Origin of the sequence: Pseudomonas indica NBRC 103045 (assembly GCF_002091635.1) — a bacterium.
GTDB classification, from domain to species: Bacteria; Pseudomonadota; Gammaproteobacteria; order Pseudomonadales; family Pseudomonadaceae; genus Pseudomonas_M; species Pseudomonas_M indica.
The window spans coordinates 24,095-50,481 of the sequence record NZ_BDAC01000002.1 but is presented as its reverse complement, the minus strand read 5'-3'; the positions used below and the strand labels follow the sequence as shown (position 1 = coordinate 50,481).

Here is a 26,387-nt window from a genome sequence, read left to right as displayed (position 1 = left end):
CGCTGATCGCGCCTTTGCATCAGGCTGTCAAACCCGGCCACGGGATTGACCGTGGCCGGCGCAGGATAGGTCGGGACGCAAGGAAGAACAAGCAGGAGCGCCGTGCGCCTGCGTTTTTTGGAGCCAGTCGAACCTCGATGCAGGAAGCGCTTCCCGGATTGCGCTGACGCTTATTCGGGCTACGGAACACCACGTGTAGGGGCGAATTCATTCGCCCGGCGAGGGTTGGGTTGGGCGAATGAATTCGCCCCTACACGGCGTCGGGCTTCGCTTCGTAGGAGCGAGCTCTGCTCGCGAATGGGATCACGCAAAAGCCTCGCCAGCAGAGCTGGCTCCTACAAAAAACGGGAAACTCCTACACCTCGGACGCCTCGCTCCAACGCCGCCACCACCAGGTGAGGCGGGACATCGGCTTGCCGTCGTCGTCCAGCGGGCGGCCGTCTTCGGCGAAACCTTGTTTCGGCTCGGCCAGCACGCCTTGCCGATAGGTGCAGCGCAATGCCGTGCGGCCGTTGGCGTGGAAGCGCTGGTAAAGCCCGTGCAACTGCCCGGCGTGATAGTGCTCCAGCTCGGCCAGGGTGCCGTCGCTGAAGTAGGTCTTCACTTCGCCGTGGAGCAGCCCGTCGCGGTAGTTGGCCTGGCGCAGCAGCCAGCCCTGTTCGGCGTAGAAGCTGGCCGGGCCGTGCAGGCGGTCGTTGGCGTAGTTCAGGCGCGCCGAGGGTTTGCCGTTGGGGTGCAGCATCACCAGCGGGCCGTGCAGGCTGCCCAGGCGGTAGCTGAGGGTCGCCAGCGGCCGGCCGCTGTCGTCGATGCGCACCGGGCCGTCCAGCGCGCCGTCCATGAGCATGCCGTTCAACTGCGCGTCGCCCCGGCGCAGGGTGACATTTCCGGAGGGTTTGCCGTCGTGCATCTCAGTTCACCTTGATCAGACCGCCCTTGATGGTCAGCATGCCGCCGCCGTCCACCGTCTGCTCGGCGCCGCCCTTGTTGGTCAGGCTGACGCCGGCGTCGTTGGTCAGCGTGGTGCCGGCCTTGTTGTCCAGCGAGGTCCCCGCCTGGTTGGTGAGGGATGTCCCGGCCTTGTCGGTCAGCGCCATGCCGGCCTGGGTGGTGAGGTTGGCATCGCTCTTGGCGGTGAGGTCGCCGCCGCTCTGCAGGGTGAGGGTGCCGGTCACCTTGATGGTCAGGTTGCCGTCCACCGTCAGACTGTAGTCGCCGGTCACCGTGTGGCTGTAGTTGCCGCCGGTGCTGTGGGTCTGGTCGCCGCCCACCTTGACGGTGCGGGTGTCCTTCACGTCCAGGGTGTCGCTGCCGGTCTGGAGGGTGACGGTGCGCTTGCCTTTTTCCAGGGTGATGGTTTCGTCGCCTTCCTTCACCGTGCGGGTGCGGGCGTTCTGCACGGTCTGGGTCTCGTCGTGGCCGATGGTGGCGGTGCTGTCGTTGAGCACGTTGATCTTGAAGTCCTTCTGCGCCTGGAGGAAGACTTCCTCGCTGTCCTTCTTGTCCTCGAAGCGCAGCTCGTTGAAGCCGCCGCCACCCTTGCTCGAGTTGGTTTTGATGCCGGACTGGGTCTGGTTCGCCGGCAGGGCATAGGGCAGGGCGTTGTCGCCGTTGTAGACGCAGCCGGTCACCAGCGGCCGGTCCGGGTCGCCGTCGATGAAGGTGACGATCACCTCCTGGCCGATGCGCGGGATGAACTGCATGCCGAAGCCCTTGCCGCTCCAAGGCAGCACAACGCGCACCCAACAGGAGGCGGTCTCGTCATTCTGGCCGTCGCGATCCCAGGGGAACTGAATCTTGATGCGGCCGTGTTCGTCGGTCCAGATTTCCTCCCCGGCCTTGCCCACCACGATGGCGGTCTGGGTGTGCATGCGTGGTTTGGGTGTGGTGCGCGGCGGACGGTAGGCGGTGGCCTTGGGGATGGCCTCGAAGCGGTTGCGGTAGTGCTGGTGGCTGGCGTCGTGAGTCACCGAAGTCACCACCCAGTCGATGTTCAGCGTCGCATCGTCATGCCCGGCGAGGGTGAACCAATGGCCCGGCACCAGCCAGCGGCAATCGCTTTCCCCGATGAAGCGCTTTTCCTGGGTACGCAGCGCATCGATCCGCAGCTTGCCCAAGGCATCGCCCCGCGCCTTCGCGGAGTAGCCACCAGGGTGTTCGTAGACAGAAAAACTTCCGGCTACCGCCTCGGCCTGGCCGTACAGCGAAGTGGTCGGCGTAGTGAATTCATAATCTGTCGCCCGATACCCGCCGGCCACCGCCTGCAAACACACCTGCCCGGAGCGGATGCCATGCAGCTCGCGCTCCCCCGGCCGCTGACCGACGTAGTTCACCGTGGTGGCATTGGGGCAGGGCGGGAAGGCGTCGTTGCTATCGCCCAGCACCAGCGTGTGCTTGCCCGCCTCGTGGGTGAAGAACCAGAAAATGCCTTCCTCCTCCAGCAGCCGCGAGACGAAGGCAAAGTCCGTCTCGCCGTACTGCACGCAGTATTCACGCGGGCTGTAGCTGCCGGTCAGCTTCAATTCGTAATCGCTGAAACCATGGACATCGAACACGGCGGTGACGATCTCGCTGGTGGTCTTGTTCTGGAACACCCGATTGTTACTGGCGAGCGTCAGCCACCAGAGCCAGGGACGCAGGACCAACTGGTAGCGGTCGGCGGTGGCATCGGCGGGGAGCTGGTGGATTTCGGCGACCAGGGCGTCGAGGGGACGTTGGTTGGCGTCGTTGTGGAGGGTGGCCGTGGCATGGGTGGCGATGGCATCTGCCAGGGTGAGTGCCGTGGCGCTGTAACCGCCCAATGCCAGGCCAGCGAGGGTGTTCAGCGATTCGCTGCCGGAAAGCGTTTCCGGGTACAGGTCGGCCAGCGCCGAGGCGGTGAGGGACAGGCTGGTGGTGGTGTCGGTGGGGCGGGGCATCCAGAGTCTCGGCTATCCGTATGGGAGCAGGATTTTTGTCAGTGCGGCCATGTTCAGGATTTGACCTCGAAAAGAATGGGGCGGTGATCTGGTCCGCTCATGTCGAATTCATTGCCCATACCGGTTATGTCGACAGGTTTCACCTGGACGTTGGGTGAGGCGAGAACCCAATCGAGGATGCCTCCCTTTGCTTGAGTGGCTTGACCATTCCAGCACTCGTAGCCAATACCCGGCGGGTTGAGCTTCTTGAGATTGGCATACTCGTAATTCAAATCACCGGTGACGACCCAATTCCCATCCAAGGCCGTGCAGTTCATCAATTGACTTTTGGTCAGGGTGGTCTGCCCGGATTTGAAATGTGCGAGAAATACATAGCCGGTATACCCATCGACCCCGGTTGCATACACCGCGATGAGTTCTCTATTGAGGCCCTTCAGGTTTCCTTGGGCAACGACCTCAATCTGTTTGAAAGCCTTTGTCATCACGATGTAGCCATTCGAGTAACCTCCCGCAAAGGCTGAAACGTTGTAGGTTGGATATCTATCACTCAAGTTCGACCGATAATTTTCAAGCTGCCCCGAGTGCACTTCGCAAATAAAGACGAGGTCCGCGTCCCAACATTTATTGGAGCAGCAGTTGTCGATAAACGTGTCGACCTGGCTCTGCTTGATATCGGTGGAGGAAAGCCCGTTCTTCTCAACGTTAAAGCTGCCTATTTTCATATTCGTTACTCCAACACCCACTCCGCCAACTTCCCCGTCACTTCCGCCATCAGCACATTCTCGATATCCCGCGCGCCCGCCGAGCTGCACTTGGCCAACACCGCCTTGACGATGCCGGGGTCGAAGTCGAAGTGCTTGCCCGTCGCCGCCTTGTAGCGCGTCTGGAGTTTTTCCAGCTTGGTCAGGACGATGCCTTCCAGCGTCGCTTCGTCCAGCGGGCGGTAGGGCACGATGGTCATGCGGGCGAGGAAGGCGGGGCGGAAGGCTTTGAGCAGGGTCTGGTGCAGGCGCTGGTTGAAGGCGTCGCTGCCCAGTTGCTCGAGTGGGGTATCGAGGATGAGCTCGGCGCCGACGTTGCTGGTGGCGAGCATCACGGTGTTCTTGAAGTCCACCACCAGGCCGGTGCCGTCTTCCATCACCCCTTTGTCGAAGACGTTGTAGAAGGCTTCCAGTACGTCGGGGTGGGCTTTTTCGATTTCGTCCAGCAGCACCACGGAGTAGGGGCGACGGCGCACGGCTTCGGTGAGTACACCGCCAGAACCGTATCCGACATAGCCGGGCGGGGCGCCCTTGAGTTGGCTGACGGTGTGGGCTTCCTGGTATTCCGAGAGGTTGATGGCGATGAGGTTGCGCTCGCCGCCATACAGCGCGTCGGCCAAGGCGTAGGCGGTTTCCGTCTTGCCGACCCCGGTGGGGCCGGGCAGGAGGAACACGCCCACCGGCTTGGCCGGGTCGGTGAGACCGGCGCGGTAGGCCTGGAGGCGCTGGGCGATGGTATTCAGCGCGTTGTCCTGGCCCATCACCCGTTGCCCGAGGCGCTGGCCGAGGGTGCGCACGGCGTGGGCTTCGTCGGCGAGCATCTTGCCCACCGGGATGCCGGTCCAGCCGGCGATCACGGCGGCGACGGTCTTGGAGTCCACCTGTTCCGGGACCAACGGTTCGTCCTGGCGGATGGCGTCGAGGCCGGCTTCCAGACGCAGAAGTTCGGCGGCCAGGTGGTCGATACGACCGTCGAGTTCTTCGTCGGGCTTGTCGGCGTCGGCGGTTTCACTGAGGGCGAGCAGTTCGCGGCGGGCCTCCAGCAACTCGCGGACGGCTTCGCGCTCTTCCGCCCAGCGGATTTCCAACTCGCGGATGGCGGTGAGGTTGCCGGCTGACTCGGTTTCCAGCGCGGTGATGCGTTCGCGGTGGTCCTGGCCGGTGGTCTGCTCGCGGCGCAGGCGCTCCAGTTCTTCCTTCAGGGCTTGCTGGCGGTGGCGCAGGCTTTCCAGCGGTGGCGGGACGTCGTGCTGGCCGAGGGAGACCCGTGCGCAGGCGGTGTCCAGCACGCTGATGGCCTTGTCCGGCAGTTGCCGCCCGGAGATGTAGCGGTGCGACAGCTTCACTGCGTCATGGATGGCTGCGTCCAGCACCTGCACGCCGTGGTGCTGTTCCAGCTTGGCGGCGACGCCGCGCAGCATCTCCACCGCCGTGGCTTCGTCCGGCTCCTCCACCTGCACCAGTTGGAAGCGCCGGGCCAGGGCCGGGTCCTTCTCGAAATACTTCTTGTATTCCAGCCAGGTGGTGGCGGCGATGGTGCGCAGCTCGCCCCGTGCCAGAGCGGGTTTGAGCAGGTTGGCGGCGTCGCTCTGGCCCTCGGCGGCGCCGGCGCCGATCAGGGTGTGGGCTTCGTCGATGAACAGGATGATGGGTTTTTCCGCGTTGCGTACCGCATCGATCACACCTTTCAGCCGCTGTTCGAATTCGCCTTTCACCCCGGCGCCGGCTTGCAGCAGGCCGAGGTCGAGCACCCGCACGCTGACCTCCTTCAACGGCGGCGGCACGTCGCCGGCGGCGATGCGCAGGGCCAGGCCCTCGACTACCGCGGTCTTGCCCACGCCGGGGGCGCCCACCAGGATCGGGTTGTTCTGTCGGCGCCGCAGGAGAATGTCGATGGTCTGGCGAATCTCGTTGTCGCGGCCGACGATGGGATCGATGCGGCCATTGCGGGCGTCTTCGGTGAGGTCCTGGGTGTACTGGTCGAGCACCGAGTCTTCGGCCGGCGCCTCCGTGCGTTTGCCCGCCGGCACTTTGCGCGCCCCGGCCGGTGCTTCGCGGGAGGGCTCGGTCCATTCCAGCAGGTTGGCGCGCAGCGCTTCTCGGGATATCCGCAGCAGCGAGGAGGCGCTATTCAGCAGCAGGGTGCGGCGTTCCTCGCGGTCGAGCAGGGCGAGCAGCAGCAAGCCGGAACGGATGCTGCCCTGGCCGAGCACGCTGGCCTGGACCACGGCGTCTTCCAGCAGTCCGATGGTCTGGGTGGAGAGGGCCGGTGTGCGCGTGCTGCCGGCCTTGAACAGCTCGAGCGCCTGGTTGATCTCCGTCTCCACCGCGTCGCGCTCCAGGCCGAAGCGTGGCAGCAGGCAGGCGAAGTCCCCGCCTTCGATGTCCAGCAGTTCCAGCAGCAGATGTTCGATTTCGACGTAGTGGTGGGTGCGCTGCATACAGCGCTGGGCGGCCCGTTCCAGGGCGCGGCGGCAATCGGCGTTGAGCCGGCCGATCAGGGTGCCGAGTTCCATGTCAGGCCACCTCCGGCTGCTGCAAGCGGATATCGATGCGCTGCTGCGCGGGGTTGGCCTGGCGTTGCAGGCCACCGTTCCAGCCCAGCAGCGGCGGCGACTGACGATCCAGGACCATGGGCCCGGCGCTATCCACCAAGAGGGTGAGCGACACGTCGAGATCGGGACCGAAGTACATCGCGGCCAGGCTGGCGAGTTGCCGGTGATGGGCACCGTTGGGCAGGAATGACGATGCCTGCCGAGGCGACAACGGGCCAAGGGTCAAGCGGATGCCGGCATGCTCGTCCCAGACGTGGGTACCGACCACGGCGTTGCGACCCAGTTGCAGGTTGCGCCCCGAGCGGCCCAAACGGCTGCGCGAGGCGGACGGAATGCTGCGCCAGGCGCCTTCGTAGGCGGACAGGCGGGCCGCCACGCCGAAGTGGCAGCGGACGATGCTGGCGAACCCGGCCAGCGAACGGCGCTGCCCGGCGAACAGTGCGGCGCGCGCCAGGAAGGCTTCGTCGGGTACCGCCTGGCGCTGGCGCACGTGACGCGGCAGCAGCCCGGTCAGGGCGCGCAATTGCGCCTGCACGGGGCTGTCCGCCGGTGCGGTGAAGCCCAGGGCGACACGGTGCTTGCGCAGCACGCGGTAGAGCAGGCTGAGCAGGCGGTGCTGGAACAGGTCGAGGAATTCCGCCGGAGCGTGGTCCTTGCGGCGGGCGCGTTGTTGCAGCCATTCCTGATAGGCGTAGGGCAGGGGGCCGTCCGGGCCGCCGAGGCCGAACACCGGCGTGGTCAGCACCGGCACGGGCTCACCATCTTCCACCAGTCGCTCCACCTGGCTGGAGGCGAACAGCGGCGTCAACGGGCCGCGCAGGCGCACGGCCTCGCCGCTCGGGACGGTACTGCTGCCCAGTGGCATTGCATCCGGTCGCTCGCGTTCGAGCAGCAGCAACGCCTGCATCAGTTCGAACGCCTGCGGCTGGCGGCGCAGGCGCGCGCTCAGAGCGAGAGGGGCATTCCGGCCTGTGGCTCCCACGTCTTGATCTCCTTGTCGGCCTGGACCAGCACCGTGCGGACGAAGCGGTTGGCGTTGGCGTAGAGCGAGAAGAACTGCGCCATCACCCCGGAAAACAGCACGGCACTGGTGCCGACGAAATGCTGCGGATCGACCGCGATACGCACTTCCAACCCGTTGCGCCAACCGCGCCAGGCATCGGTGCCGACACGGGCGACAACCCGTTCGCAGTCGAGCCGGACCAGTCCGTCGATCTGCCTGCGGGCGCTGCTCTCCTCGCGCAGGTTGTGCAGGTGGAGCATTTCCTTGAGCGCGCCCAGGGCCTGCTCGCCCTCCACCAGGGAGAGGTGATTGAGCGTCAACTGCGAGACCAGCTTCCAGCGCGATTCGCCGCCCAGGCGGGGCAGGCTCTGTGGGCTGGGCATGTTGCGCAGGCTGGCGCGCGCTACCGGGCCGGGGCGTTCGAAAGCCAGCCGGGTGCCCGCGCCGAGGCTTTCCGCCAGATGCCGGTTGGTGCACAGCAACTCGGCGGTCAGGCTGTATTCGGGGGCGTCGCGGAGCGGGTCGAAGGCGGTGTCCACCAGGCTCAGCAGCAGGTCGGAGCCGAGCCGGTTGGGCGTCAGCCCGTTGATGCGCCGCGCATGCCAATACAGCGGGCTGTCGCCCATGCCGTGCTGGTAGCCGTAATAGGCCGGCACCTTCTGTACGCCGCGCGTCGAGCTGGCGCGCAGGGCTCGGATGCTGTGGATCTCCACCGAGTTTTCCCGGTGGCTGTCGGCGACCAGCCGGTACTCGCTGCGGGTGCCATCCGGGCGCAGCGGCTCGGAGGTACGGGGAAACAGGTTGATCGCCGGGGCGCAGCCGAGGGCGAGGTCGGTGCGTTGCAGATTGAGGCGCGCCGCCGGGGCACGGTCGAAAACCAGATAGAGGTCCAGCGCCTCGTTCGCATCCTCCGGCATGTCCAGGGGCACGTCGAAGAAGACGAACTTGTCCGGGTAGGCGAAGTATTCCGCCAGCAGGCGCAATCCGGGATGCAGGCCATCCTCGTCGGGCAACAGGGCCTCGTCGGCAGCGAATCCGACCGGTGCGGGCGAACCTGCCTGACGCTTCGGCGGTGTCCCGGCAGGGCCGCGAAGAAGCTGCACGGTGTGGGCGCCGATCAGGTCGTACAGTGTCGCGTTGACCACTGGCGAGGCGGCCAGGTGCAGCCGCAGCTGCCGGATGGGCAGTTCGGCACAAGGCGTTTCGCCGAGGCTGCGCAGGGTCAGGCGCAGCGCCGAGCGGGCCTGTGGCACGCCAGTCAGGGCCTGGGCTTCTTCCGCGCAGAGCAGCACGGCGTCGCTGATTTCCAGCGGCCAGAGGGTAACGTCGGCGGTGGTGCGGAAATGGATGCTCTCGCCGCTGCGGGTGGTGATGAACAGCGGCGTATCCCGTGGCAGCGCATAGCCTTCGGCGAGGTTGCCCTTGGTCGGGTCCGGCTCGAACTGGACGATGGCAGCGGACGGCAGCGGCCGCAGGGCCAGTGGGTAAAGCTGTTCCAGCAGGGCGTCGCTGAACTCGGCGTAGTCATCGTCGAGGCGACGTTGCAGGCGTGCGGCGAGCAGCGAAAAGCCTTCCAGCAGCCGCTCCACATGCGGATCCGGGCATTCGCCGGGGGCCAGCTCCAGGCGCCGGGCGACCTTGGGGTAGCGCTCGGCGAAACGGGCGCCGGCATGCCGCAGCCAGGTCAGCTCGCGCTGGTAATAGTCCAGCAGCTCCTGGTCAATCGAGTCGCTCATGGCGTACCTCGAGCCCATCCGTCGCCGTATCGATCACGAAGGCCACCGGCCAGCGCCGATCGCCTTCGCGCAGGCTGCCGGTCAGTTTGATGCTCAGCGTCTGGAGCTGGTTGGGCAGGGGGATCGCCTCCACCGTGTCGAGCGACAGGCGCGGCTCGAAGCGAGCGATGGCGTCGCGTATCTCGCGGGCGAGCAGACGGCGGTCGTCGCCGCGCTCGCCATGCAGGGCGCTCCAGTCGGGAATGCCGTAGTCGATGATGCTCAACTGCGGCAGACGCCGCCGGCTGGCGCGACGGGTGTTGAGCAGGCGCTGCAACTCGTTGCGCACCGATTCCGCCAGCGCGTGCCGGTCATAGACCGGCGACGCGTGGTCCTCTTCGTCTTCCGAGGCCAGCCGCTCGAACAGCGGCGGCTGACTTCCTGCCCCGTATACGGCCATGGTGTTGTCGGCTTACTTGACGAGCTTGTTGGCGGCCAAGTCCCAGGTGGAGGCGGCGGTGCCTTCCTTGGTGCCGTCGTCTTTCTGTGCGGTCAGCTCCCACTTGATCTTGGTGAAGTTCATGGAGAGCGTTTCCACCGGCTTGCCGCCCGCGCCGCCACTGACGCTGACGTTGGAGAACACCACGTTGTTGAGCGTGTAGATGATGAACGGCAGCACCTTGCCGTCGCCCTCGGCGGCATTGCGCCCGACGAGGATTTTCACCTCCGGCAGGGGTTTGCCGGCGCAGCAGTATTCGTTGAGGGAAGGGGTGGAACTGTCGACGAACTTGGTGACGGTGAACTCGCCGATATGCGGCTTGCCCGAGGTCCGTTCCGAGTTGCTGACATCGTTGGTGACCTGCATGGCCACGTTGTGGCTGTAGGACATCAGCTCGATCTTGTCCTGGTAGCCTTCCAGCAGACAGTCGCCTTTGATGTCGCCGCCGAGGTCGAGAATGATTGCATCCATCGCTTGAAACTCCGAATTGTGGGCGCGCTATGAGAGAAAACATCCCCGCCGGACGTGCCGGCGGAGAATCGGTCAGGCCGCGACCGGCGGCGGCAGGGTGGCGACCAGGCGGATCGACGCCGTCAGCTCCTCCAGTTGGAAGTGCGGGCGCAGGAACACCGTGGCGCGGTAGCAGCCCGGCTTGCCGGCCACCTCAGTGACGTCGACCCGCGCCTCGCGCAGCGGGTACTGCGCCTTGATCTCCTGCGGGGCGTTGTCGTTGATCAGCACGTAGTCGGCGATCCAGTTGTTCAGGTAACTCTGCACATTGTCGCGGGTCATGAAGCTGCCGATCTTGTCGCGCATGATCACCTTGAGGTAGTGCGCGAAGCGCGACGCCGCGAGCACGTAGGGCAGCATCGCCGAAATCCGCGCGTTGGCGTTCGCCTCGTTGGTGTTGTAGACCTTGGCCTTGTTGGCGGTCTGCCCGCCGAAGAACACGGCCATGTCGGTGTTCTTCTTGTGGCACAGGGAGATGAAGCCCAGGTCGTTCAGCTCTTTCTCGCGGCGGTCGGTGATCGCCACTTCCGTCGGGCACTTCAGCGACAGGTCGCCGGAACTGGTACGGAACGTATGCGCCGGCAGCCCCTCCACCGCGCCGCCGCCTTCCGCGCCGCGGATCGCGGCACACCAGCCGTAGCGGGCGAAGGCTTCGGTGATGCGCTGGGCGAGCGCCCAGGCGGCGTTGCCCCAGAGGTACTTGCTGTGGTCGGTGCCGGTGACGTCCTCGACGTAGTTCATGCCTTCCACCGGACAGGTATCCGGTCCGTAGGGCAGGCGCAGCAGAAAGCGCGGCAGCACCAGGGAGACGTAGCGCGAATCCTCGCTCTCGCGGAACGAGCGCCACTTGATCAGCTCCAGGCTCTCGAAAATCTTCGCCAAGTCACGCGGCACGGCCAGTTCGGTGAAGCTGTCCATGTCGAACAGGCGCGGACTGGCGGCGGCAATGAAGGGGGCATGGGCGGCAGCGGCGACGTTGGAGAGCTTCTCCAGCAGGCCAATGTCCTGCGGGTGCCGGCCGAAGGCATAGTCACCCACCAGCAGGCTGAAGGGATGGCCGCCGAAGGTGCCGTATTCTTCCTCGTAGATTTTCTTGAACAGCGCGCTCTGGTCGAATTCGACGGCCTTTTCCAGGTCGGTCTGCAGCTCCTTCTGCGTCACGTTGAGCAGGCGCAGCTTGAGACGGGTACTGGTCTCGGTGTTTTGCACCAGCATGTGCAGCCCGCGCCAGGTGGCTTCCAGCTTCTGCATGTCGGGGTGATGCAGGATTTGGTTGAGCTGGGCACTGATCAGTTCGTCGATCTGGCCGATGCGATCGTTGATCATGGCCACGGTGTCCTTGTCGATGGCCATGCCTTCGTCGAGGACCTGGGTGGCGAATTCCGCGAGCATATCGCGGGCATAGTCCTGCTGGCTGTCATCGTGAGCCATACGGCCCTCGGCGATGATTCGGTCGAGCAGGGATAACGTCTGGGTCGTGCTCTCGCTGGTTTGTTCGCTGGCGGTGGCCATGGCGACTCCTCCGTGGAATAGGGCTGGCGATCAGGCTTGGGGTTCGGCGGGTGCTTCGCCGTCGGCCGGCGCGGCGTCGGTGGCCGCGGGCTCGGCATCCGGACGGGCCGATTTGATTTCCTGAAGCCCTTCGGTATTGGCCACGACTTCTTGGAGCAGCTTGTCGAGGTCGTCGTTGCCGTCCAGCTTGGTCAGCAGGTCGCGCAGGCGCTGGCGGGCCTCGAACAGGCGGCGCAGCGGGGTGACCTGCTTGACGATGTTGACCGGGTCGAAGGCGTCGATGTGGTCGAACTGCAGCGCGACGTTCAGCTTGCTGCCGTCGTTGCTGAGGGTGTTGTCGACCTGGATGGCGGCGCGGGGCGCGACCGAGGCGAGGACCTGGTTGAAGTTGTCGCGATCGATCTCGACGAAGCGGCGCTCGCCGAGCTTGGGCAGCGGCACCTCCGGCTTGCCGGAGAGGTCGGCGAGGATACCGACCACCAGCGGCAGCTCCTTCTTCTCGATGGCATCACCGATCTCGACGTCGTAGGTGATTTGCACGCGGGGCGGGCGGACCCTGTCGAGCTTGTGCTGAGTACTTTCGGCCATGGCGGCTTGTCTCCAATGCAATGAGCGAGAGCGCAACGCATCGGTTTCCCTTGGCCATCGCACTCCCTTGCTGGACCACAGACTCGACAGGGTGGGGCTTTCCCGTCGCTGTCGCTGGCGATCCCTCCGATTCGTCGCACGACGAACTATCCAAGACGCTAGGACAGGTCTATAAAAACGCAAGTTGAATTTTTTCGATGGAAGTCCGAATGAGGCAGGGAAGTTCGTTTTTCGTATGTGTTCTTCCGGTTCTGGCTGCGTTTCTGGCACTGTCCGGCTGTTCTCTGTTCGACCCCAAGGTGGAGTTGGACACGCTGCGGCTGGACGTGGCGGCGCGTGCCAACGACAACACGCCGATCGCCGTGGACTTCATCGCGGTGCGCGATGCCGAGCTGCTCAAGCAGCTGTCCGGCATCCCCGCCCGGCAGTGGTTCGCCGAGCGCGAACAGTTCCGGCGCGATTACCGCACGCAGCTCTCGGTCTGGAGCCTGGAGCTGGTGCCGGGCCAATTCATGGAATCCAACGACTTTCCGCTGGCCGGCGAACCATCGGCTGGACTTTTGGTCTTTGCCGGCTATAACACACCCGGGGTCCACCGACTGCGTCTGGATGACCAGCGCATGGTCTGGTTGAAGTTCGAGAGCAGGGACATGCGGCTGCTGAGCGGCGAAGAACGCTGACACAGAGCGGCTGCAGGTCTCCACGGCGTCGCCGTCGTGATGTGAAGGGAGTCGTATGAGCGCGTTACCGGACGTGGTGTGTTGGCACGAAGGCATGCAGTTGCTGCCCCAGCACTTCCAGTTGCAAGGACTGCGCGCCGAGGCGCTCGCAGCTCACTTCGCCAAGGCCTGCAACCCCTGGTTCTGGGGTGTCGAGCAGTTCGAGATCGATCCCTCCGCGCTCTGCGCCGGCAAGGTCCGGGTGACCGCCGTCGATGCGATCTTGCCCGATGGTTTGCCGGTCCGCCTGAACCTCGCCAGCGACGGTGCGCTGGAGCTGGATGTGGCCGACGCGATCGCCGCCTCCGGCCAACCCTCGGTCACCGTGTATCTATCCGTCAGCCCGTTGTGGCGGGGCGGGCAATTGCTTCCGCTGAACGGGCGCCTCACCTCGGCGGTGGGCGATGCGGTGCCCGACCTGGCCAGCGGCGAACACCCCGAACCGATCGTCGTCTGGCGCCCGAATGCGCGCCTGACCACCGATGCCAACAAGGCCGATTCGATCTGCCTGCCGCTGCTCAAGGTCGGCAAGCAGGGCGGCGGTTACGTGCAGCTTTCCTACGTTCCGCCGACCCCGCGCATCCTGCCTGAGTCCCCGCTCGGCCAGCAGGTCGCCGCGCTGTGCGGGCGCGCACGGGAAAAATGCCTGTTCCTCTCCGGCCGCCTACGGAATGCGCAGCAAGCCGGCAACCGCGACGATGCCGACGAAATCCGCCACCAACTGGCCGCGCTCTGGGCGCGCCTGCCCGAAGTGGAGGCGGCACTGAACAGCCGGGTCGCCACACCGGCTAGCCTGCATGCGCTGCTGGCCGGCATGGCCGGTTCCTGGTCTGCGCTCGATCCGATTGCCGGGGTGCCCGCATTCGCCCCGCTGGACTTCCTGGAGTTGCAGCGCGGCTACACGGAGGTCCTGAACTGGCTCGGGGGGACGCTGGAACGGGTCCGGGCCGGTTATCGCAGCATCCCGTTCGAACAGGACGGCCAGGGCTTCCACCTCCAACTGCCGGACCGAGACCAGCCGCGCCAGCGCTTGGTGATCGGCCTGAGGATGCCGGCGGGAGCCAGCGACCATGTCGCCGCGGAATGGCTGGGGCGGGCGATCATCGCTTCCGAAGCGCATATCGCCACCCTCGCGCGGCAGCGCATGAGCGGCCTGCCGCAACAGGCCATGAGCCGTCAGGAGCAAGTGGCCTACAGCGTCGGCGAAGACACCCGGCTGTTCGTCGTGCAGGCGGCAGGGGAGTGGTTCGATCCGCAGCAGAAACTGCGCATCGTCCAACCGGGCAGCGGCGGGGGCATCGGGCCTTGGCAGGTGGTGCTGTTCATGGCGGCGGACGATACCGTCTAGAGAAAAGGATGCAGTATGACGGGAGGGAAGATTGGCCAGAGCATGGGGGGGCTCGATGAGTCCTCGTTGAGTGCGGCCTTCAGGCAGGCCTGGCGCGAGTGGCGCGAGGTCTGGCACGAGCTGGAGAAGGACGACGACAGCGACGGGCAATTGGTAGCACGCACCGCCGAGCAGGCGACCCGGGCGACCCGTCGTCTGTGGCGCAGCGCCTTTGCTAAGGTGGGCGACTCCGCGGGCGAGCAGGTGAAAGCGATGGTCTACGCGTTCGTTGCGCTGCTCGATGAAACGCTGGTCTTCACCCCCTGGGCCGGGCAGGCGGGTTGGCAGGAAAAGCCGCTGGAAGCGCGCCTGTACCGCAGCCGTAACGCCGGCGAGCGGCTGCCGGTCGCCATCAAGAAGATCCTCGACGAGCGCGCACCGGCCACCCGCGATCTCGCCAACGTTTACCTGCAATGCCTGATCCTCGGTTTCCATGGCCGCTTGCGTGGCGAGCGCGGCCAGGCGCTGCACGAGAAATGGCGGCATGCGCTGTTCGCCTTCGCCTGGCAGCGCGACCCGGCTTTCGCCGATGTCTCCGACCTGCTGGAACGGCCAGTGGCGGTGGAGCCGAAACGCCTGCCGGTGCGCCGCTCATTGCCGGACGGCTTTCGCCTGGGGCTCGGCATCCTGGGGCTGGTGGTGGTGCTGACCCTGGTCGGCCATTTGTTCTGGCGTGACATCGCCGGCGAACTGGAACCCGTGCTGCATCTGGCCGACACCCTGATGGCGGAGAAAAGCGCATGAGCCTGCCGGCGATCGTCATGCTGGTGGTCGGCGTGCTCCTGCTGCTGATCGCACTGGGCGCGCTGGTCTGGTGGTTGCGTACTCAGGCGGGCTCCGCTACTCGCAGCTTCTACAGTGCGGTACGTAGCATGGAGCACGATCAGGGCCTGCATGACCGTTACCAGAATCCCTGGCTGCTGATGCTCGGCGACGAGCGCCAAGGCGCGGAGCTGTGCGCCGGCTGGCACCTGAGCCCGACCGGCAAGGCCGGCTGGTTCGGCCGCTGGTGGGCGGACAGCGACGGCTCCGTGCTAGTGGTGCCGGATGCGTTGTTCATGCCCGGCGAAGGGCTGGCGGGGCAGGCGACAGCTTGGTGGCGCCTGCTCGGCCTGTTGCTGCGACTGCGTGCGCGGCGTCCGCTGGATGGGGTGATCTGGTGCGTTCCCGCCACGCTGTTGCACAGCGGTGAGCAAGCATCGGCCCAGGGGCTGGTGGCCCGGCGCAAGTTCATCGACCTGTTGCAGCGGCTCGGGCTGAGCCTGCCGGTCTACGTAGTGGTGACCGATATGGAAGAGGTCGCCGGTTTCCAGGAGCTGCTCGCGGCCCTGCCCAAGGATGCGGCGGAACGGATGCTCGGCTGGTCGTCGCCCTTCGCCCTGGACGCCGTCTGGCAATCGCACTGGAGCGACATGGCGGTGGATGCGGTGAGCCGCTCGCTGTCCGAGGCGGTGATCGAGATTGGCGCGTTGTCCGGGCAGGTGAGCGAAGACCTGTATGACCTGCCGCAGCAGTTCGAGGCGATGCGCGGGAACCTCCAGGCACTGCTCGACCCGGTGTTCCAGGGCAACGCCCTGGGCGAATCGCCGCGTCTGCGCGGTCTGTATTTCACAGCCAGCCTGTCGCCGGCCGACGACGATCCAGCGGCACCGATTGGCCCCGATACGGTTGTCCATCCGGGGCAGGCCCGCTTCGCCCGGCCGCTCTGGCGCCATCGGATTCTCGCCGAACAGGGATTGGCCCAGGCCGTCCCGCGGATTCTCCGGCTGCGGCAGCGCTGGCACCGCGTCGCGGGCGCCAGTGCGGCGCTGTTCGGAGTGCTCTGGCTGGTTGCCATGCTCTGGGTCTGGCACGACGCCTCGCGGGATGCCGACGCCCTGGCCGATCTGCTGGAGCAGACGCAGAACGGCTACCTGGCCATCGAAGGCGATGCCAACCGCGAGGCCATGACCCGGCACAACGTCCAGACCTTCTGGAACCTCCTGCAACGGGCGCCACGCTGGCACTACCGCTCGCTGGCCTATCCCACCTCCTGGTTCTCCGGCCTGGACGGGCGCCTGGACGACGTGCTGAAAAGTGCCGCCCGCCATCATCTCTACCAGCCGTTGCGCGATGTGCTGGTCGCCGATCTGCGCGCGTTGGTGCAGATCCGCAACAGCGGACGACGCTCCAACATCGACGGCGACGATCCCGAGAGCTGGGAAACCTACGTCAAGGCCAACGCCCTGCTGCAAGGCGCCTTGCAGATCGAGCAGCAGAACAAATGGCTCGCCCTGGCCTTGGGCAACCGCAAGAACCCGCTGGACGACCTCGCCCAACTGTCCAACAGCGCCCTGAGCCTGGACCTCGATGCCCGTACGCTGCCGAAGGAAGCCTTCTACAACCGCCTGCTGAGCGAAGCGCCTCCCGCCGGCATGACGCCGCTGAACCTCCAGGCCAAGCGCGGCGACATCACCGAGCATTTCGAGCAGCTCATGCGGCTCTGGCTGACCCGCTACTTCGTCGCCGACAACTTCAGCCGTCCGGCCGGCTACCTGCGCCAGTACACCCGCAACCTGCAAGCCGGCTCCGGCAATTCGCTGGAAGAGCTGGAAGAGATCAACAGCCTGATCGACAACCTGCACAGCCTGATCGCCGTGACCAACTCGACCTGGAGCCGGGGCTCCGGGGGCGATCTGGTGCCCGGCTACCGGGCGATGCTGGACAGTGTCCGGCAGAGCGTCCTGCTCGGTCCGCAGGTGGAACAGGCGATCAACCAGGAAGCCGCCCACCTGCAAAAGAGCTTCCGCGACCAATGGGTCGCCCAGGCCGGCATGGACGACAACCTGCTGGTCCAGCAAGGCAACGGCACGGTGGACCTGGAAGACGGGATCAAGGGGCTGGACAAGGCCATCGAAGGGCTGTTCCGCCGCGACTTCGTGGCCAGCGCGCTGCGCAAGGAGCGTGAGGAAGGTGCGCGCTACGGTTTGACCATCGATGGCGACGGCATGGGCGCCGCGCTGCGCTATTTCGACAGCTACAAGGACTATGTCGACCAGGAGCTGCCGCAGATACCGCCGGACTACCGCAACGCCTTGCTCGACGCCGCCAAGAATGCTGCAGCCATAGCCATGTGGAGCCGCCTCGAACCCGCCACGCCGACGGTCGCCCGCTCCGGCTACGAGCAGACCTTCGACGTCCCGGCAGACAAGGCGCTGCAACTGCAGAAGGCGTTCGCCGAACTGCGGCGCCCGGACCTGTCGGATGCGCTGCTGCGCAACCTCAACCAGCGCGCCCTGGCCGACCTGCGTCGTGCCCAGAACGAAATCGAGGCGCAGCCGGTCCTGCGCCAGCGCTTCGACCTGAGCGCCTGGGACGGCACGAAGAACCTCGGCCTGCAACTGTTCCGCGCCAGTGATCCGCAGGACCTCAAACAGAGCCTGGCGCAACAGTTCGCCGTCATGCAGAAGACCACCCAGGACCACGCGGCCGCGCTGGACTGGCTGAAAATGCAGCGGCAGTCGTTATCCCTGGCGGACTACGAGGTGGTCTCCCGGCTCGTCGCCCTCAGCGAGGAAATGGTCAAGTACAAGGCACAGAACCCGGCCAGCTCACCCGCGGCCCTGGAGCAACTGGCCAGCCGCGATCTGGTCGAGATGGATGCCGGCTCCTGCGCCACCGTGCTCCGGGGGGCCAACCTGATCCCCGGCGTCGACGACCTGTCCCGGCTCGGCCAGGACCTCCATGGACAGGCCATGCAGCGCTGCGGAATTCTTCAGCGCCAACGCGCGGCCCTGGCCTGGAACCGGCTGGCGGACTATTTCGACCAGTACCTGGCCGGGCGCTTCCCGTTCTCCTACAGCACCGAAGCGGCCGACGCCGACCCCGAGCGGGTGCGCTACCTGCTGCGGCTGATCGACGAAAATTTGACCCCGGCGGAGGAGGGGTTGCGCCTCAGCCAGTCGATGGACGTGCTGGCGGCGCAGGACTTTCTCGCCCGCCTGAAACAAGCCCGCGACTGGCTGGCGCCGCTGCTGATGCGCGATCAGGAAGGCATGCTCGGCTTCGACATGGAAGCCCGCTGGCGCACCGACCGTGCCGAAGAGCGGGGCGCCGACCAGGTGATCGCCTGGGAGCTGCAATCCGGCAGCCAGGCCATCGTCTACCCGCGCGACGACAACCAGCGCCTGCGCTGGGCCATCGGCGAGCCAGTCAAGCTGGTCCTGCGCTGGGCGAAGAATGGCTCGCAGCGCCCGGCGAACGACCCGCTGCAACCGAACCTGGCGGTTGCCGATCTGGAGGCCGGCTGGGAATACACCGGCCACTGGGCGCTGTTGCGGCTGGTGCGGTCGCACATCTCGGTACAGCGCCAGCCGAGCGTCGACTACACCGACTTCCCCCTGACCCTGCAATTGCCGGTCTACGCCCCGTACAGCACCGACACCTATGCGCAGATGTTCATGCGCGTCTCGCTGATGGCCCAGGGCGGCAAGGCGCCGCTCTCCGTGCAGCCGCTACCGGTGCGTGCGCCGCGTTCGCCCTTCGTCGACTCCACCCTGTCGGCCCCATTGGCCCGTTCCGAGGTGATGCCATGAGTCTGCCCATGCACCCGCCGCAGCCGTCGCTCGACGACCTGCTGCAACCGCTGTCGGACGCCGCACCCTGCGGCACCAACCCGCGCTATGACGCGGACTACGACCGCCTGCGCGAAGCCCGCCGCGAAGACGACGCCAGCCTGCCGACCGGCGTCTGGCAAGCGGAAATCAAGCGCGGAGACTGGCCGCTGGTGGAGCAACTGGCCAGCGACCTCCTGCTCAAGCGCAGCAAGGACCTGATGATCGCCGCCTGGCTGGGCGAAGCCTGGCTGCACCGACGCGGGCTGGAAGGGTTGGAGCAGGCGCTGCTGCTGCTGGTCGGGCTGTGTGAGCGGTACCCGGACGACCTGCATCCCCAGGCGGAGGAGGGCGACCAATCGTGGCGGGCCACGCCGCTCGACTGGCTGTACCGCCGCTATGCGGAAATCCTCCATACGCGCCTGCGACTGTTCGAGATCACCAGCGACGAATTCGGCAGCTACACCCTCAACGACTGGCAACAGCTCCAGCACCGGCAGGTCCTCAGCGGCGACAACAAGGCCGCCAAGGCTGACGCCGAAGCCGCCCGGCACGCCCAGCAGAAACTCGACGAACGGGTGCGCGCTGCTCCGTTGGCGTACTTCCAGCGCTGCCGGGCCAACCTGGAGTCCGCCACCCACTCGCTGCAACGTCTCGAAGCGTGGAGCGACACCCATCTGGGCGACAGCTCGCCCACCTGCAGCCCCTTGCGCGACGTCATCGTCCAGTTGACCGCGCTCATGGAGGAGTTCATCGCCATGCACCCGCAACCGTCGATCCTGCCCGTCGTCACCGAACAACCGGAAAACACGGAAGCCGGTACGCAGCAAAGCGGGGTGGTAATACCCGCCGCCCCGATGGTCCTGGCCACCCCCAGCAGCCGCGAAGACGCCTATCGCCAGTTGATGCTGATCGCCGACTACCTGGCCAAGACCGAGCCCCACAGCCCCGTGCCCTACCTGATCAAACGCGCCGTGGAGTGGGGCAACAAACCCCTCAGCGAACTGCTCGGCGAACTGATCACCGCGGATTCGGAATCGCGCAGAGTGTGGGCGTTGTTGGGGGTGTTGCCCTAATCACTTCGCTTCGGCTCGCTGGGCTTCGAGCACTTGCCGACTCGGGTACCTGCCCCTGATGGGTAAGATTTTTTCACTCGCCAAGGAAAATCTTTAGATTCAGCGAGTGTGCTCATTTTTTCTTTACTTGCCTGCCTGAATTCGAACCCTCTGACTGAAACTCGCTTCCGCTAGATCAAATCGTTCGCGCCGTCCGAATCGCATGTTATGAAAAGGGAGTGCTGAGGGTGCTTCGCCAGCAGAGCTGGCTCCTACAAAAGCGGGTGAACATGCCACCGAACCCGTGGGAGCGAATTCATTCGCGAACCGGTACACACTCAGCTTCGTCATCGCGAATGAATTCGCTCCCACCCCGAGGTCCGGCTTCTGCTCTACGTAGGAGCGAGCTCTGCTCGCGATGAACCCCCACTGCATCACAGGCACCGAACTCCAGGTTGCCTGGTACGGCAGATGGAGATAGGCTTGCCGGGCTGTCGCAAAATCGGCAGTTCGGGATTGGCGTCTCGATGTACAGGCAAACGAAACCGCGCTTCGGAGCGGTTTTTTATGCCGTGCCGTGGTTGCCCCTGTGATGGGACCGTGGCGACGGAGCTTGAGCATCAGGACAACGCCATGCAACGCACTTTCCTTTCACGCCTCGAATCCCTGCATACCTCCCTCAATACACTTCGCGGCGCCGACAGCGCACTCCTCAAAGCCAACCACTTCGACACCCACCTCAACGAACTCGCCGCCCTCATCGGCGAAATCCAAAAACTCCAAGACACCCAACAAATCCTCAACGACCTCGGCGGCGCTCTGAGCGTACTGCTCGAACTCCTGTTCTGCTCAGACGACCACAAGTTTCGAGGCTGCCTGCTGCACTGTCTGCTGCAACCGTTTCAGGACAAGCTGAATCAGGCGATGGATGGGTTGGAGAGGGTGGTGTAGGGCAGGGGCTCAGCAGAAGCAACGTAGCCATACACACGACCCGAAGCTGCCGGTGGGAACCGGCAGCAATCGGCCAGAGGCGTCATTCGCTCAGGCTGTCACCCCGACTTGCCTTCACCGCTGAGCCTTACCGCTTCGGCGACTTTTCCAGCGTCGAAACCGATCCACTCGATAAGCCGGCGCAGCAAGCCTGGCGCTTGCGCCACCAGCCCTTGGCTGCGTGGCACGGTCACCAGGTCATGCCGCTGCTCGATGCAGTCCACCAGGGCGACCACCACCTGCTCCAGCGCGACGAACTGCCAGATCCCCTGATGGTTGTTCCAGACCAGGGTGGAAGACGGTCCATCGATGACCGCCTCCATCATCGGCGTCTGGAAGAAGGTCGGGTGCAACGAGCCGACGCCCACGCCGTGCTGACGAAGCTCCAGCCGCAAGCTGTTACACAGGGCCCAGACTCCGGCCTTGCTGGCGGTGTAGGCCGTGTTCAATGGCGAATGGACGAAAGCCGCCATGGACGAGATGGCCAGAAGATAGCCCCGGCGCGCCTTCACGTGGGGCAGCGCGGCGCGGAAGGTGCGCGCCACGCCGTTGAGGTTGATATCGATGACCCGGTCGAACGTGGCGGGGTCGATGTACTCCAGGGCGACCACCGAGCTGACGCCAGCACCGGCGACCACCACATCGATTCCGCCGAAGTGCTGCGCGGCCTCCCTCAGCGCCGTTTCCAGACTCTCAATCGAACGCACGTTGGCCACCCAACCGGCAGCGACATCAGGCCCGCCCAGGGTGGCTGCCATGGCGCTCAGGCTATCCAGATCGAGGTCCAGCAAGACCAGCTTCGCGCCTTTGTCGCGCAGAGCCTGCGCGGCGGCCCTGCCGAGGCCCCCGGTGGCCCCGGTGATGGCGATGACGCGGTCGTTCAGCGAGTAGCTTTTCATGGGTGAACCTTAAGCAAGTGGGCATCAACCTGGGGTCTGGCTGCGAACGGTTTCTTCTTCCAACTGGTGGAGTAGCCGGTGCAGGCGGGCATGGCGTGCCAGATGCCAGTCGGTGAGAACGTTGAACAGGCCGCGCATCAGGGAGATGGGCGCCCAGCGAGCCGGTACAACGATGCGCGGCTGGCGCTTTTGCAGCCCGCGCGCCACGCCACGTGCCACCTGTTCCGGCGCAATCGCTCGGTGCAGGAAGGCCGGCAACAGGGTCTCGTTCATCTGGGTGGCGATGGCGTTGCCACCGAAGGCGACCTTGGCGATGGCGGTCGCCGTCCAGCCGGGATAGAGCACGCTGGCGCTGGCCCCGGTCGCACTCAACTCGGCGCGCAGCGAACGGGTCAGCGACTCCACCGCCGCCTTGCTCGCGGCATAGGGCGCGTTGGCCATGCCGTTCAAGTAGGCATAGGCAGACGACGTGACCAGCACCTGGCCCCGGTTGCGTACGACCTCCGGCAGTGCGGCGCGCATGGTATGCCACACCCCAAACAGATCCACCTCGATGATGCGGCGGAACTCCGCTTCGTCGCAGGTGCGTAGGGTCGCCGGTACGCCCCGCCAGGAGATGCCGGCATTGGCGAAGGCCACATCGAGACGGCCGAAGCGCTCGACCGCCTGCCGCACCACCGCCTTCGCCGCCTCGGCGTCGGTGACGTCGAACGCCAGCGGCAACACGCGTTGGCTGTTGAACTCCTGGGCCAGCGTGTCCACCGCCTCCTGCGAGGTATCGGTCAGCACCAGGCTGGCGCCCTGCGCATAGAGTTCGCGGGCACTGGCGGCGCCGATACCGCCAGCCGCACCGGTGATCAGCACCACTTTGCCTTGAAGGTCGTACATATTCTTATCTCTTCGTTGGGATGCTTGGCACGTTGCGCTGGAGGAAGTCGAGTTGATCATCCACCACCTGCTCGAAGGCTTCGCCCACATAGATATCGAAGTGCCCATGGGCATAGCGCTTGATCTCATGACGTGGCGTGCGCCGGGCGTGACGCAGCGTCTGCTTCGCCGGTGCCACGCTGTCGGGATCGCACACGCAAAACAGCACCGGGGCCTGGATACGAGGTGTACTGCGCCCGGGGTAGTAGCGAATGATGTCCAGGGCAAAGCGCGCAGCGGCCTCTTTGCGGATATGCGCACCTGACGGGATCAGCCCGTTATAGCCACTCCAGGCGTCCGGCGAAGTCATGAATGCCGTATCGCCAGGTTGACCGGCGAGCGGTACCAGAATGGGTTTGGCGCCGAACCATGAGCCGATACGGTCGGCCAGGGCCAGCACGGTGAGGCGAAGTGACACCAGGGGTTCGGTGGCCAGAATGGAGCTCAGGCCGTCGGTGAAGGGACATTGGGAGATGACGGCGGCCACCTCGGCATCGTCGGCGGCGGTGGCCAGCACATGGCCGCCACCGAACGAGGTGCCCCAGATAACCACCCGCTGCGGGTCCACATCCGCGAGGCTGCGGGCGTGAGCTATCGCGGCTTTCCAGTCGTCGAGCTGGCGGTCGATATCCAGCAGTTGGCGCGGCTCGCCCTCGCTGTCGCCGAAGTGGCGGTAGTCGAACACCAGGCAGGCGTAGCCGGCGTCGGCGAAGCGCTCGGCGAAGGCCGGCAAGCGCATCTTGCGCGTCCCGCCAAGCCCATGCGCCATCACCACCACCGGGAAAGGTCCGGCGCCCAGTGGGCGGTAAAAGTCGGCAACGCAACGCGAGCCGTTGGAGACGAACTGGATTGTCGCTGGTGCCAGATGGTCGGTGAACGTGTTCATGAACGGCATCCGCTGGAATGGCTGGAGTGCCGTCATTCTCGGCCGCTGCCGGTAGGGAAGGCTTGACGGTATCCGACGCCCCGCTTGACACTTTGCGCCAAACAACAAAAGGCCAACCCACCCAAAGAGGCCCGATGAGCCAGCCCTTGTATAGGCGCGTGGTGCCCGAGACCTACGTGCAACTGCTCTATGAGTACCTGGAGGCGCATGGCCATGAGCCCGAGTCGGTGCTTGGCCAGCCCTGGCCCACACCTGCCCAGGAGGGGATCGGCGGCGTTGACGTGGAGTGCTGGGATCGCCTGCTGGTGACAGCGGCGCAGGCACTGGACGATCCGCTGCTGGGCCTACACGTCGGTCAAACCATCAGCGCCCGGCATATCGGTGTGCTCGGCTCGGTGCTGCTGGCCTGTGGCAATCTCGGTACGGCTCTGCAACGCCTGGAGCGCTACATTCGCCTGGTGTACGACGTCATCCCCATGACTCGCCGCGACGGCGACGGCTGGTTCGAACTGGTCTGGGATGTCAGCCAGTACCAGCCAGGGCCATTGGTGAACGAAACCGGTATGGTTGCCATAGTGCAGTTCTGCCGCGCCCTCGTGCGCGGCACGGCCAACCCGTTGCGGGTCGATTTCAATCATTCCGGCCCCCTCGACACCAGCCCGTACGAAGCCTTCTTCGGCTGTCCGGTACGCTTCGGCCAGGCCGAGGCGGTCCTGCGTTTCTCCGCGCAACTGCTCGAACTGCCCCTCAAGAGCCCCGACCCGGCGCTGGTCTCCCTGTTGGAACAACATGCGGATCGCCTGCTGGCCCAGTTGCCACAGCAGGATGAGTTCGTGGAACAGCTACGCAAGGCCATCAGCCATGCCTTGCACGAAGGTGAGCCGAGCATCGAGCGGATAAGCCCCCAGCTGCGCATCTCGTCACGCACGCTACAGCGCCGTCTGAAAGAGGCCGGCACCAGCTTTCGCCATGAGCTGAACCTGGTCCGCCACGAACTGGCGCTGTCGTACCTGCGTGATCCACGCCTGCAAATCGTGGATATCGCCATGCTGCTGGGCTATTCGGAGCACAGCGCCTTCACTCGCGCCTTCAAGGAGTGGAGCGGAAGGTCGCCCCATGAGGCCAGGCAACTCAACTCGGAGAGTTGCTGAGCGGGGAGCCGGTGGAATTAGGGAGGCTTCGAGAGCATGCCGGTCTCTGATCGGCCTCGGGATTTCAGGCCCTGAGTGGCCCATTGAGTGGCCGCAAGTGGACGATTTTTGCCGGCAGTTACGCTCAGCAGAAACGCTCATGCCGTATCAACACTCACACCCCAACCACTCCCCGAAACCCTCTCGCCGCGTAATACGACTGCACCCCGTTGTGGTACACGAACACCCGCCCATAGCGACGGTCGCCGAAGAGGGCGCCGCCGAGGGAGCGGACGTCGGATGGGGTGTCGAGCCAGGTGGAGGTCTTCTGGTCGAACTCGCCCAGGGTTTGTAGCGTGCGGTATTGGTCTTCGGTCAGCAGTTCGATACCCATTTCGTTGGCCATGCCGACGGCGCTGTTTTGTGGTTTGTGTTCCTTTCGTGCTTCCAGGGCGGCGTTGTCGTAGCAGAGGCTTCGGCGGCCTGTCGGGCTTTCCGGGGCGCAATCGCAGAAGGTGAATCGTCCGGTTTCCGTGTCGTGGCCGATCACGTCCGGTTCGCCGCCGGTGGCTTCCATGGCCTGGAGCGATTTCAGGGCGCCGGGATTGTTTTCGAGTCGGGCCTGGACGTCGGCCCAGGCGATGCCTGGGTGGCGCTGCATGTTCTGTTCGAAGCGGGCTTTCAACAGGGTGAGCAGTTCGTCTCGTTCGTGGGCTTTCATGGCGTGGAGTCGGTTGGTGGTCGGGAGCGTGCCCCGGTGGCGGGGCACGTGCTTTGGATTCGGCGTCAGCGCACTTGCTGAATCCGTATCAGGTTGCCGGCCGGGTCGCGCACTGCGCAGTCGCGAACGCCGTAAGGCTGGTCCATCGGCTCCTGGACGATATCGACATCGCGGGCCTGCAGGCGGTCGAAGGTGCCATCCAGGTCCGGGGTGGCGAAGATGATCATGGCGTAGGTGCCCTTGGCCATCATTTCCGCGATGGTGCGGCGCTCTTCGTCGGTGATGCCCGGCGTGGCGGCTGGCGGAGCCAGGACGAGGGAGGTGCCGGGTTGGCCGGCAGGGCCAAGCGTGATCCAGCGCATCGGGCCATAGGCCACATCGTTACGCACCTCGAAGCCGAGGAGGTCGCGGTAGAACGCCAGCGACGCTTCCGGGTCGTCGTGGGGAAGGAAGGTCGAGTGGATGGAGAGGTTCATAGCCAGAGTCCTTGAGCGGTTAGGGGGAGGCGACAGCTTGGCTGCGTTTGTGTGCCGGCGCTTCTCGATTCCTGATCGGTCTGGTGACTTGCCTGGCCACGCAAGGCGGCATGCCTTCGGTGGCGAGTGCGGACTGGCTGCGGTAGACGCTCGGCGACACACCCACCAACTCCGTGAAACGGGTGCTGAAGGTGCCCAGCGACGAGCAGCCCACTTCGAAACATACGTCGGTCACGCTGAGGTCGCCCCGGCGCAGCAGCGTCATGGCACGCTCGATTCGGCGGGTCATCAGGTAGGAGTAGGGCGATTCGCCATAGGCCAGGCGGAACTGGCGGCTGAAATGCCCGGCGGACATGTGCGCGCCGCGGGCCAGCGCTTCGACGTCGAGCGGCTGGGCGTAGTCGCGGTCGATGCGATCCCGCGCGCGGCGCAACCTGACCAGTTCGCCCAGGCGCTGCGATGGAGTCGTTCCTTGCGTCATCGGCATTGTCCTCAGCCTTCCCGGGTCGAAAGGGTAGCAGCTTTCCGTAGCAGAGGCGGCTGC

At 65.4% G+C, this 26,387-nt stretch carries 23 protein-coding genes; 7 read left to right on the top strand and 16 right to left on the bottom strand.

The genetic code is table 11. The features are described from left to right. Nucleotides 1-355 precede the first annotated feature (355 nt). The 10 genes from PIN01S_RS02795 to tssB form a co-directional block, all read right to left on the bottom strand. Complete coding sequence (locus PIN01S_RS02795; RefSeq protein ID WP_084333619.1) at nucleotides 356-910, bottom strand: toxin-antitoxin system YwqK family antitoxin; 555 nt, start codon at nucleotides 908-910, stop codon at nucleotides 356-358. A 1-nt stretch (nucleotide 911) separates the two neighbouring features. Further along, nucleotides 912-2,918, bottom strand: a complete 2,007-nt coding sequence (locus PIN01S_RS02790; protein WP_084333618.1) for a type VI secretion system Vgr family protein — start codon at nucleotides 2,916-2,918, stop codon at nucleotides 912-914. A 53-nt stretch (nucleotides 2,919-2,971) separates the two neighbouring features. After that, nucleotides 2,972-3,640, bottom strand: a complete 669-nt coding sequence (locus PIN01S_RS02785) for an endonuclease/exonuclease/phosphatase family protein (protein WP_084333617.1) — start codon at nucleotides 3,638-3,640, stop codon at nucleotides 2,972-2,974. A gap of 5 nt (nucleotides 3,641-3,645) precedes the next feature. After that, entirely contained in the window at nucleotides 3,646-6,195 is a 2,550-nt protein-coding gene (gene tssH / locus PIN01S_RS02780) for a type VI secretion system ATPase TssH (RefSeq protein WP_084333616.1), read from the bottom strand. A 1-nt stretch (nucleotide 6,196) separates the two neighbouring features. Continuing rightward, nucleotides 6,197-7,216, bottom strand: a complete 1,020-nt coding sequence (gene tssG, locus PIN01S_RS02775; protein ID WP_084333615.1) for a type VI secretion system baseplate subunit TssG — start codon at nucleotides 7,214-7,216, stop codon at nucleotides 6,197-6,199. After that, the gene (gene tssF / locus PIN01S_RS02770; RefSeq protein WP_084333614.1) at nucleotides 7,180-8,973 is read right to left on the bottom strand and encodes a type VI secretion system baseplate subunit TssF; all 1,794 of its coding nucleotides are present in this window, start codon (nucleotides 8,971-8,973) and stop codon (nucleotides 7,180-7,182) included. Before tssF ends, tssG begins: the two co-directional genes overlap by 37 nt. Next, complete coding sequence (gene tssE / locus PIN01S_RS02765) at nucleotides 8,957-9,412, bottom strand: type VI secretion system baseplate subunit TssE (protein WP_084333613.1); 456 nt, start codon at nucleotides 9,410-9,412, stop codon at nucleotides 8,957-8,959. The genes tssF and tssE overlap by 17 nt, the downstream gene beginning before the upstream one ends. Nucleotides 9,413-9,424: 12 nt before the next feature. After that, on the bottom strand, nucleotides 9,425-9,922 hold the full coding sequence (locus PIN01S_RS02760) for an Hcp family type VI secretion system effector (RefSeq protein ID WP_084333612.1): 498 nt from the start codon (nucleotides 9,920-9,922) through the stop codon (nucleotides 9,425-9,427). Between the two features lie 72 nt (nucleotides 9,923-9,994). After that, nucleotides 9,995-11,473, bottom strand: a complete 1,479-nt coding sequence (gene tssC, locus PIN01S_RS02755; protein WP_084333611.1) for a type VI secretion system contractile sheath large subunit — start codon at nucleotides 11,471-11,473, stop codon at nucleotides 9,995-9,997. Between the two features lie 30 nt (nucleotides 11,474-11,503). Beyond that, the gene (gene tssB / locus PIN01S_RS02750; protein WP_084333610.1) at nucleotides 11,504-12,061 is read right to left on the bottom strand and encodes a type VI secretion system contractile sheath small subunit; all 558 of its coding nucleotides are present in this window, start codon (nucleotides 12,059-12,061) and stop codon (nucleotides 11,504-11,506) included. A 209-nt stretch (nucleotides 12,062-12,270) separates the two neighbouring features. Here tssB and PIN01S_RS02745 point away from each other — a divergent pair, with 209 nt between their 5' ends. The 6 genes from PIN01S_RS02745 to PIN01S_RS02720 all read left to right on the top strand — a co-directional run bounded on the left by PIN01S_RS02745 (nucleotide 12,271) and on the right by PIN01S_RS02720 (nucleotide 20,765). Further along, nucleotides 12,271-12,741: a type VI secretion protein gene (locus tag PIN01S_RS02745; RefSeq protein ID WP_084333609.1), complete on the top strand. Its 471-nt coding sequence runs from the start codon at nucleotides 12,271-12,273 to the stop codon at nucleotides 12,739-12,741. A 55-nt stretch (nucleotides 12,742-12,796) separates the two neighbouring features. Next, nucleotides 12,797-14,128, top strand: a complete 1,332-nt coding sequence (gene tssK, locus PIN01S_RS02740; protein ID WP_084333608.1) for a type VI secretion system baseplate subunit TssK — start codon at nucleotides 12,797-12,799, stop codon at nucleotides 14,126-14,128. A 15-nt stretch (nucleotides 14,129-14,143) separates the two neighbouring features. After that, entirely contained in the window at nucleotides 14,144-14,911 is a 768-nt protein-coding gene (locus tag PIN01S_RS02735) for a DotU family type IV/VI secretion system protein (RefSeq protein ID WP_084333607.1), read from the top strand. Beyond that, nucleotides 14,908-18,741, top strand: a complete 3,834-nt coding sequence (locus PIN01S_RS02730; RefSeq protein WP_084333606.1) for a type VI secretion system protein — start codon at nucleotides 14,908-14,910, stop codon at nucleotides 18,739-18,741. Before PIN01S_RS02735 ends, PIN01S_RS02730 begins: the two co-directional genes overlap by 4 nt. Then, nucleotides 18,738-19,835, top strand: a complete 1,098-nt coding sequence (gene tssA / locus PIN01S_RS02725) for a type VI secretion system protein TssA (protein WP_084333605.1) — start codon at nucleotides 18,738-18,740, stop codon at nucleotides 19,833-19,835. Before PIN01S_RS02730 ends, tssA begins: the two co-directional genes overlap by 4 nt. 612 nt (nucleotides 19,836-20,447) lie before the next feature. Next, a complete protein-coding gene (locus PIN01S_RS02720) occupies nucleotides 20,448-20,765 on the top strand; it encodes a DUF1484 family protein (RefSeq protein ID WP_084333604.1) in 318 nt (105 codons plus the stop codon). Nucleotides 20,766-20,863: 98 nt separating this feature from the next. On the opposite strand, the gene PIN01S_RS02715 is transcribed toward PIN01S_RS02720, so the two are convergent. From PIN01S_RS02715 to PIN01S_RS02705, 3 genes are read right to left on the bottom strand one after another with little or no spacing between them, the layout of a single operon-like run. After that, complete coding sequence (locus PIN01S_RS02715; protein WP_084333603.1) at nucleotides 20,864-21,703, bottom strand: SDR family NAD(P)-dependent oxidoreductase; 840 nt, start codon at nucleotides 21,701-21,703, stop codon at nucleotides 20,864-20,866. Nucleotides 21,704-21,727: 24 nt separating this feature from the next. After that, on the bottom strand, nucleotides 21,728-22,591 hold the full coding sequence (locus tag PIN01S_RS02710; protein WP_084333602.1) for an SDR family NAD(P)-dependent oxidoreductase: 864 nt from the start codon (nucleotides 22,589-22,591) through the stop codon (nucleotides 21,728-21,730). Nucleotides 22,592-22,595: 4 nt separating this feature from the next. Then, nucleotides 22,596-23,516: an alpha/beta hydrolase gene (locus PIN01S_RS02705; protein ID WP_084333961.1), complete on the bottom strand. Its 921-nt coding sequence runs from the start codon at nucleotides 23,514-23,516 to the stop codon at nucleotides 22,596-22,598. Between the two features lie 134 nt (nucleotides 23,517-23,650). On the opposite strand from PIN01S_RS02705, the gene PIN01S_RS02700 reads away from it, so the two are divergent. Next, nucleotides 23,651-24,667 (top strand): AraC family transcriptional regulator, encoded by a 1,017-nt coding sequence (locus PIN01S_RS02700; protein ID WP_084333601.1) that lies wholly within the window; start codon nucleotides 23,651-23,653, stop codon nucleotides 24,665-24,667. Between the two features lie 154 nt (nucleotides 24,668-24,821). On the opposite strand, the gene PIN01S_RS02695 is transcribed toward PIN01S_RS02700, so the two are convergent. The 3 genes from PIN01S_RS02695 to PIN01S_RS02685 all read right to left on the bottom strand — a co-directional run bounded on the left by PIN01S_RS02695 (nucleotide 24,822) and on the right by PIN01S_RS02685 (nucleotide 26,324). Further along, a complete protein-coding gene (locus tag PIN01S_RS02695; protein WP_084333600.1) occupies nucleotides 24,822-25,367 on the bottom strand; it encodes a DUF4256 domain-containing protein in 546 nt (181 codons plus the stop codon). Between the two features lie 65 nt (nucleotides 25,368-25,432). Beyond that, nucleotides 25,433-25,843, bottom strand: coding sequence for a VOC family protein (locus tag PIN01S_RS02690; protein WP_084333599.1), 411 nt, complete (start codon nucleotides 25,841-25,843; stop codon nucleotides 25,433-25,435). A gap of 19 nt (nucleotides 25,844-25,862) precedes the next feature. Next, complete coding sequence (locus PIN01S_RS02685; RefSeq protein ID WP_084333598.1) at nucleotides 25,863-26,324, bottom strand: helix-turn-helix transcriptional regulator; 462 nt, start codon at nucleotides 26,322-26,324, stop codon at nucleotides 25,863-25,865. Nucleotides 26,325-26,387: the final 63 nt, after the last annotated feature.

Excerpts from the sequence above, each read along its gene's own strand:
- PIN01S_RS02795 (WP_084333619.1), bottom strand. The coding sequence starts at position 910 with ATGCACGACGGCAAACCCTCCGGAAATGTCACCCTGCGCCGGGGCGAC.
- PIN01S_RS02790 (WP_084333618.1), bottom strand. The coding sequence starts at position 2,918 with ATGCCCCGCCCCACCGACACCACCACCAGCCTGTCCCTCACCGCCTCG.
- PIN01S_RS02785 (WP_084333617.1), bottom strand. The coding sequence starts at position 3,640 with ATGAAAATAGGCAGCTTTAACGTTGAGAAGAACGGGCTTTCCTCCACC.
- tssH (WP_084333616.1), bottom strand. The coding sequence starts at position 6,195 with ATGGAACTCGGCACCCTGATCGGCCGGCTCAACGCCGATTGCCGCCGC.
- tssF (WP_084333614.1), bottom strand. The coding sequence starts at position 8,973 with ATGAGCGACTCGATTGACCAGGAGCTGCTGGACTATTACCAGCGCGAG.
- tssE (WP_084333613.1), bottom strand. The coding sequence starts at position 9,412 with ATGGCCGTATACGGGGCAGGAAGTCAGCCGCCGCTGTTCGAGCGGCTG.
- PIN01S_RS02760 (WP_084333612.1), bottom strand. The coding sequence starts at position 9,922 with ATGGATGCAATCATTCTCGACCTCGGCGGCGACATCAAAGGCGACTGT.
- tssC (WP_084333611.1), bottom strand. The coding sequence starts at position 11,473 with ATGGCCACCGCCAGCGAACAAACCAGCGAGAGCACGACCCAGACGTTA.
- tssB (WP_084333610.1), bottom strand. The coding sequence starts at position 12,061 with ATGGCCGAAAGTACTCAGCACAAGCTCGACAGGGTCCGCCCGCCCCGC.
- PIN01S_RS02745 (WP_084333609.1), top strand. The coding sequence starts at position 12,271 with ATGAGGCAGGGAAGTTCGTTTTTCGTATGTGTTCTTCCGGTTCTGGCT.
- tssK (WP_084333608.1), top strand. The coding sequence starts at position 12,797 with ATGAGCGCGTTACCGGACGTGGTGTGTTGGCACGAAGGCATGCAGTTG.
- PIN01S_RS02735 (WP_084333607.1), top strand. The coding sequence starts at position 14,144 with ATGACGGGAGGGAAGATTGGCCAGAGCATGGGGGGGCTCGATGAGTCC.
- PIN01S_RS02730 (WP_084333606.1), top strand. The coding sequence starts at position 14,908 with ATGAGCCTGCCGGCGATCGTCATGCTGGTGGTCGGCGTGCTCCTGCTG.
- tssA (WP_084333605.1), top strand. The coding sequence starts at position 18,738 with ATGAGTCTGCCCATGCACCCGCCGCAGCCGTCGCTCGACGACCTGCTG.
- PIN01S_RS02720 (WP_084333604.1), top strand. The coding sequence starts at position 20,448 with ATGCAACGCACTTTCCTTTCACGCCTCGAATCCCTGCATACCTCCCTC.
- PIN01S_RS02715 (WP_084333603.1), bottom strand. The coding sequence starts at position 21,703 with ATGAAAAGCTACTCGCTGAACGACCGCGTCATCGCCATCACCGGGGCC.
- PIN01S_RS02710 (WP_084333602.1), bottom strand. The coding sequence starts at position 22,591 with ATGTACGACCTTCAAGGCAAAGTGGTGCTGATCACCGGTGCGGCTGGC.
- PIN01S_RS02705 (WP_084333961.1), bottom strand. The coding sequence starts at position 23,516 with ATGAACACGTTCACCGACCATCTGGCACCAGCGACAATCCAGTTCGTC.
- PIN01S_RS02700 (WP_084333601.1), top strand. The coding sequence starts at position 23,651 with ATGAGCCAGCCCTTGTATAGGCGCGTGGTGCCCGAGACCTACGTGCAA.
- PIN01S_RS02695 (WP_084333600.1), bottom strand. The coding sequence starts at position 25,367 with ATGAAAGCCCACGAACGAGACGAACTGCTCACCCTGTTGAAAGCCCGC.
- PIN01S_RS02690 (WP_084333599.1), bottom strand. The coding sequence starts at position 25,843 with ATGAACCTCTCCATCCACTCGACCTTCCTTCCCCACGACGACCCGGAA.
- PIN01S_RS02685 (WP_084333598.1), bottom strand. The coding sequence starts at position 26,324 with ATGACGCAAGGAACGACTCCATCGCAGCGCCTGGGCGAACTGGTCAGG.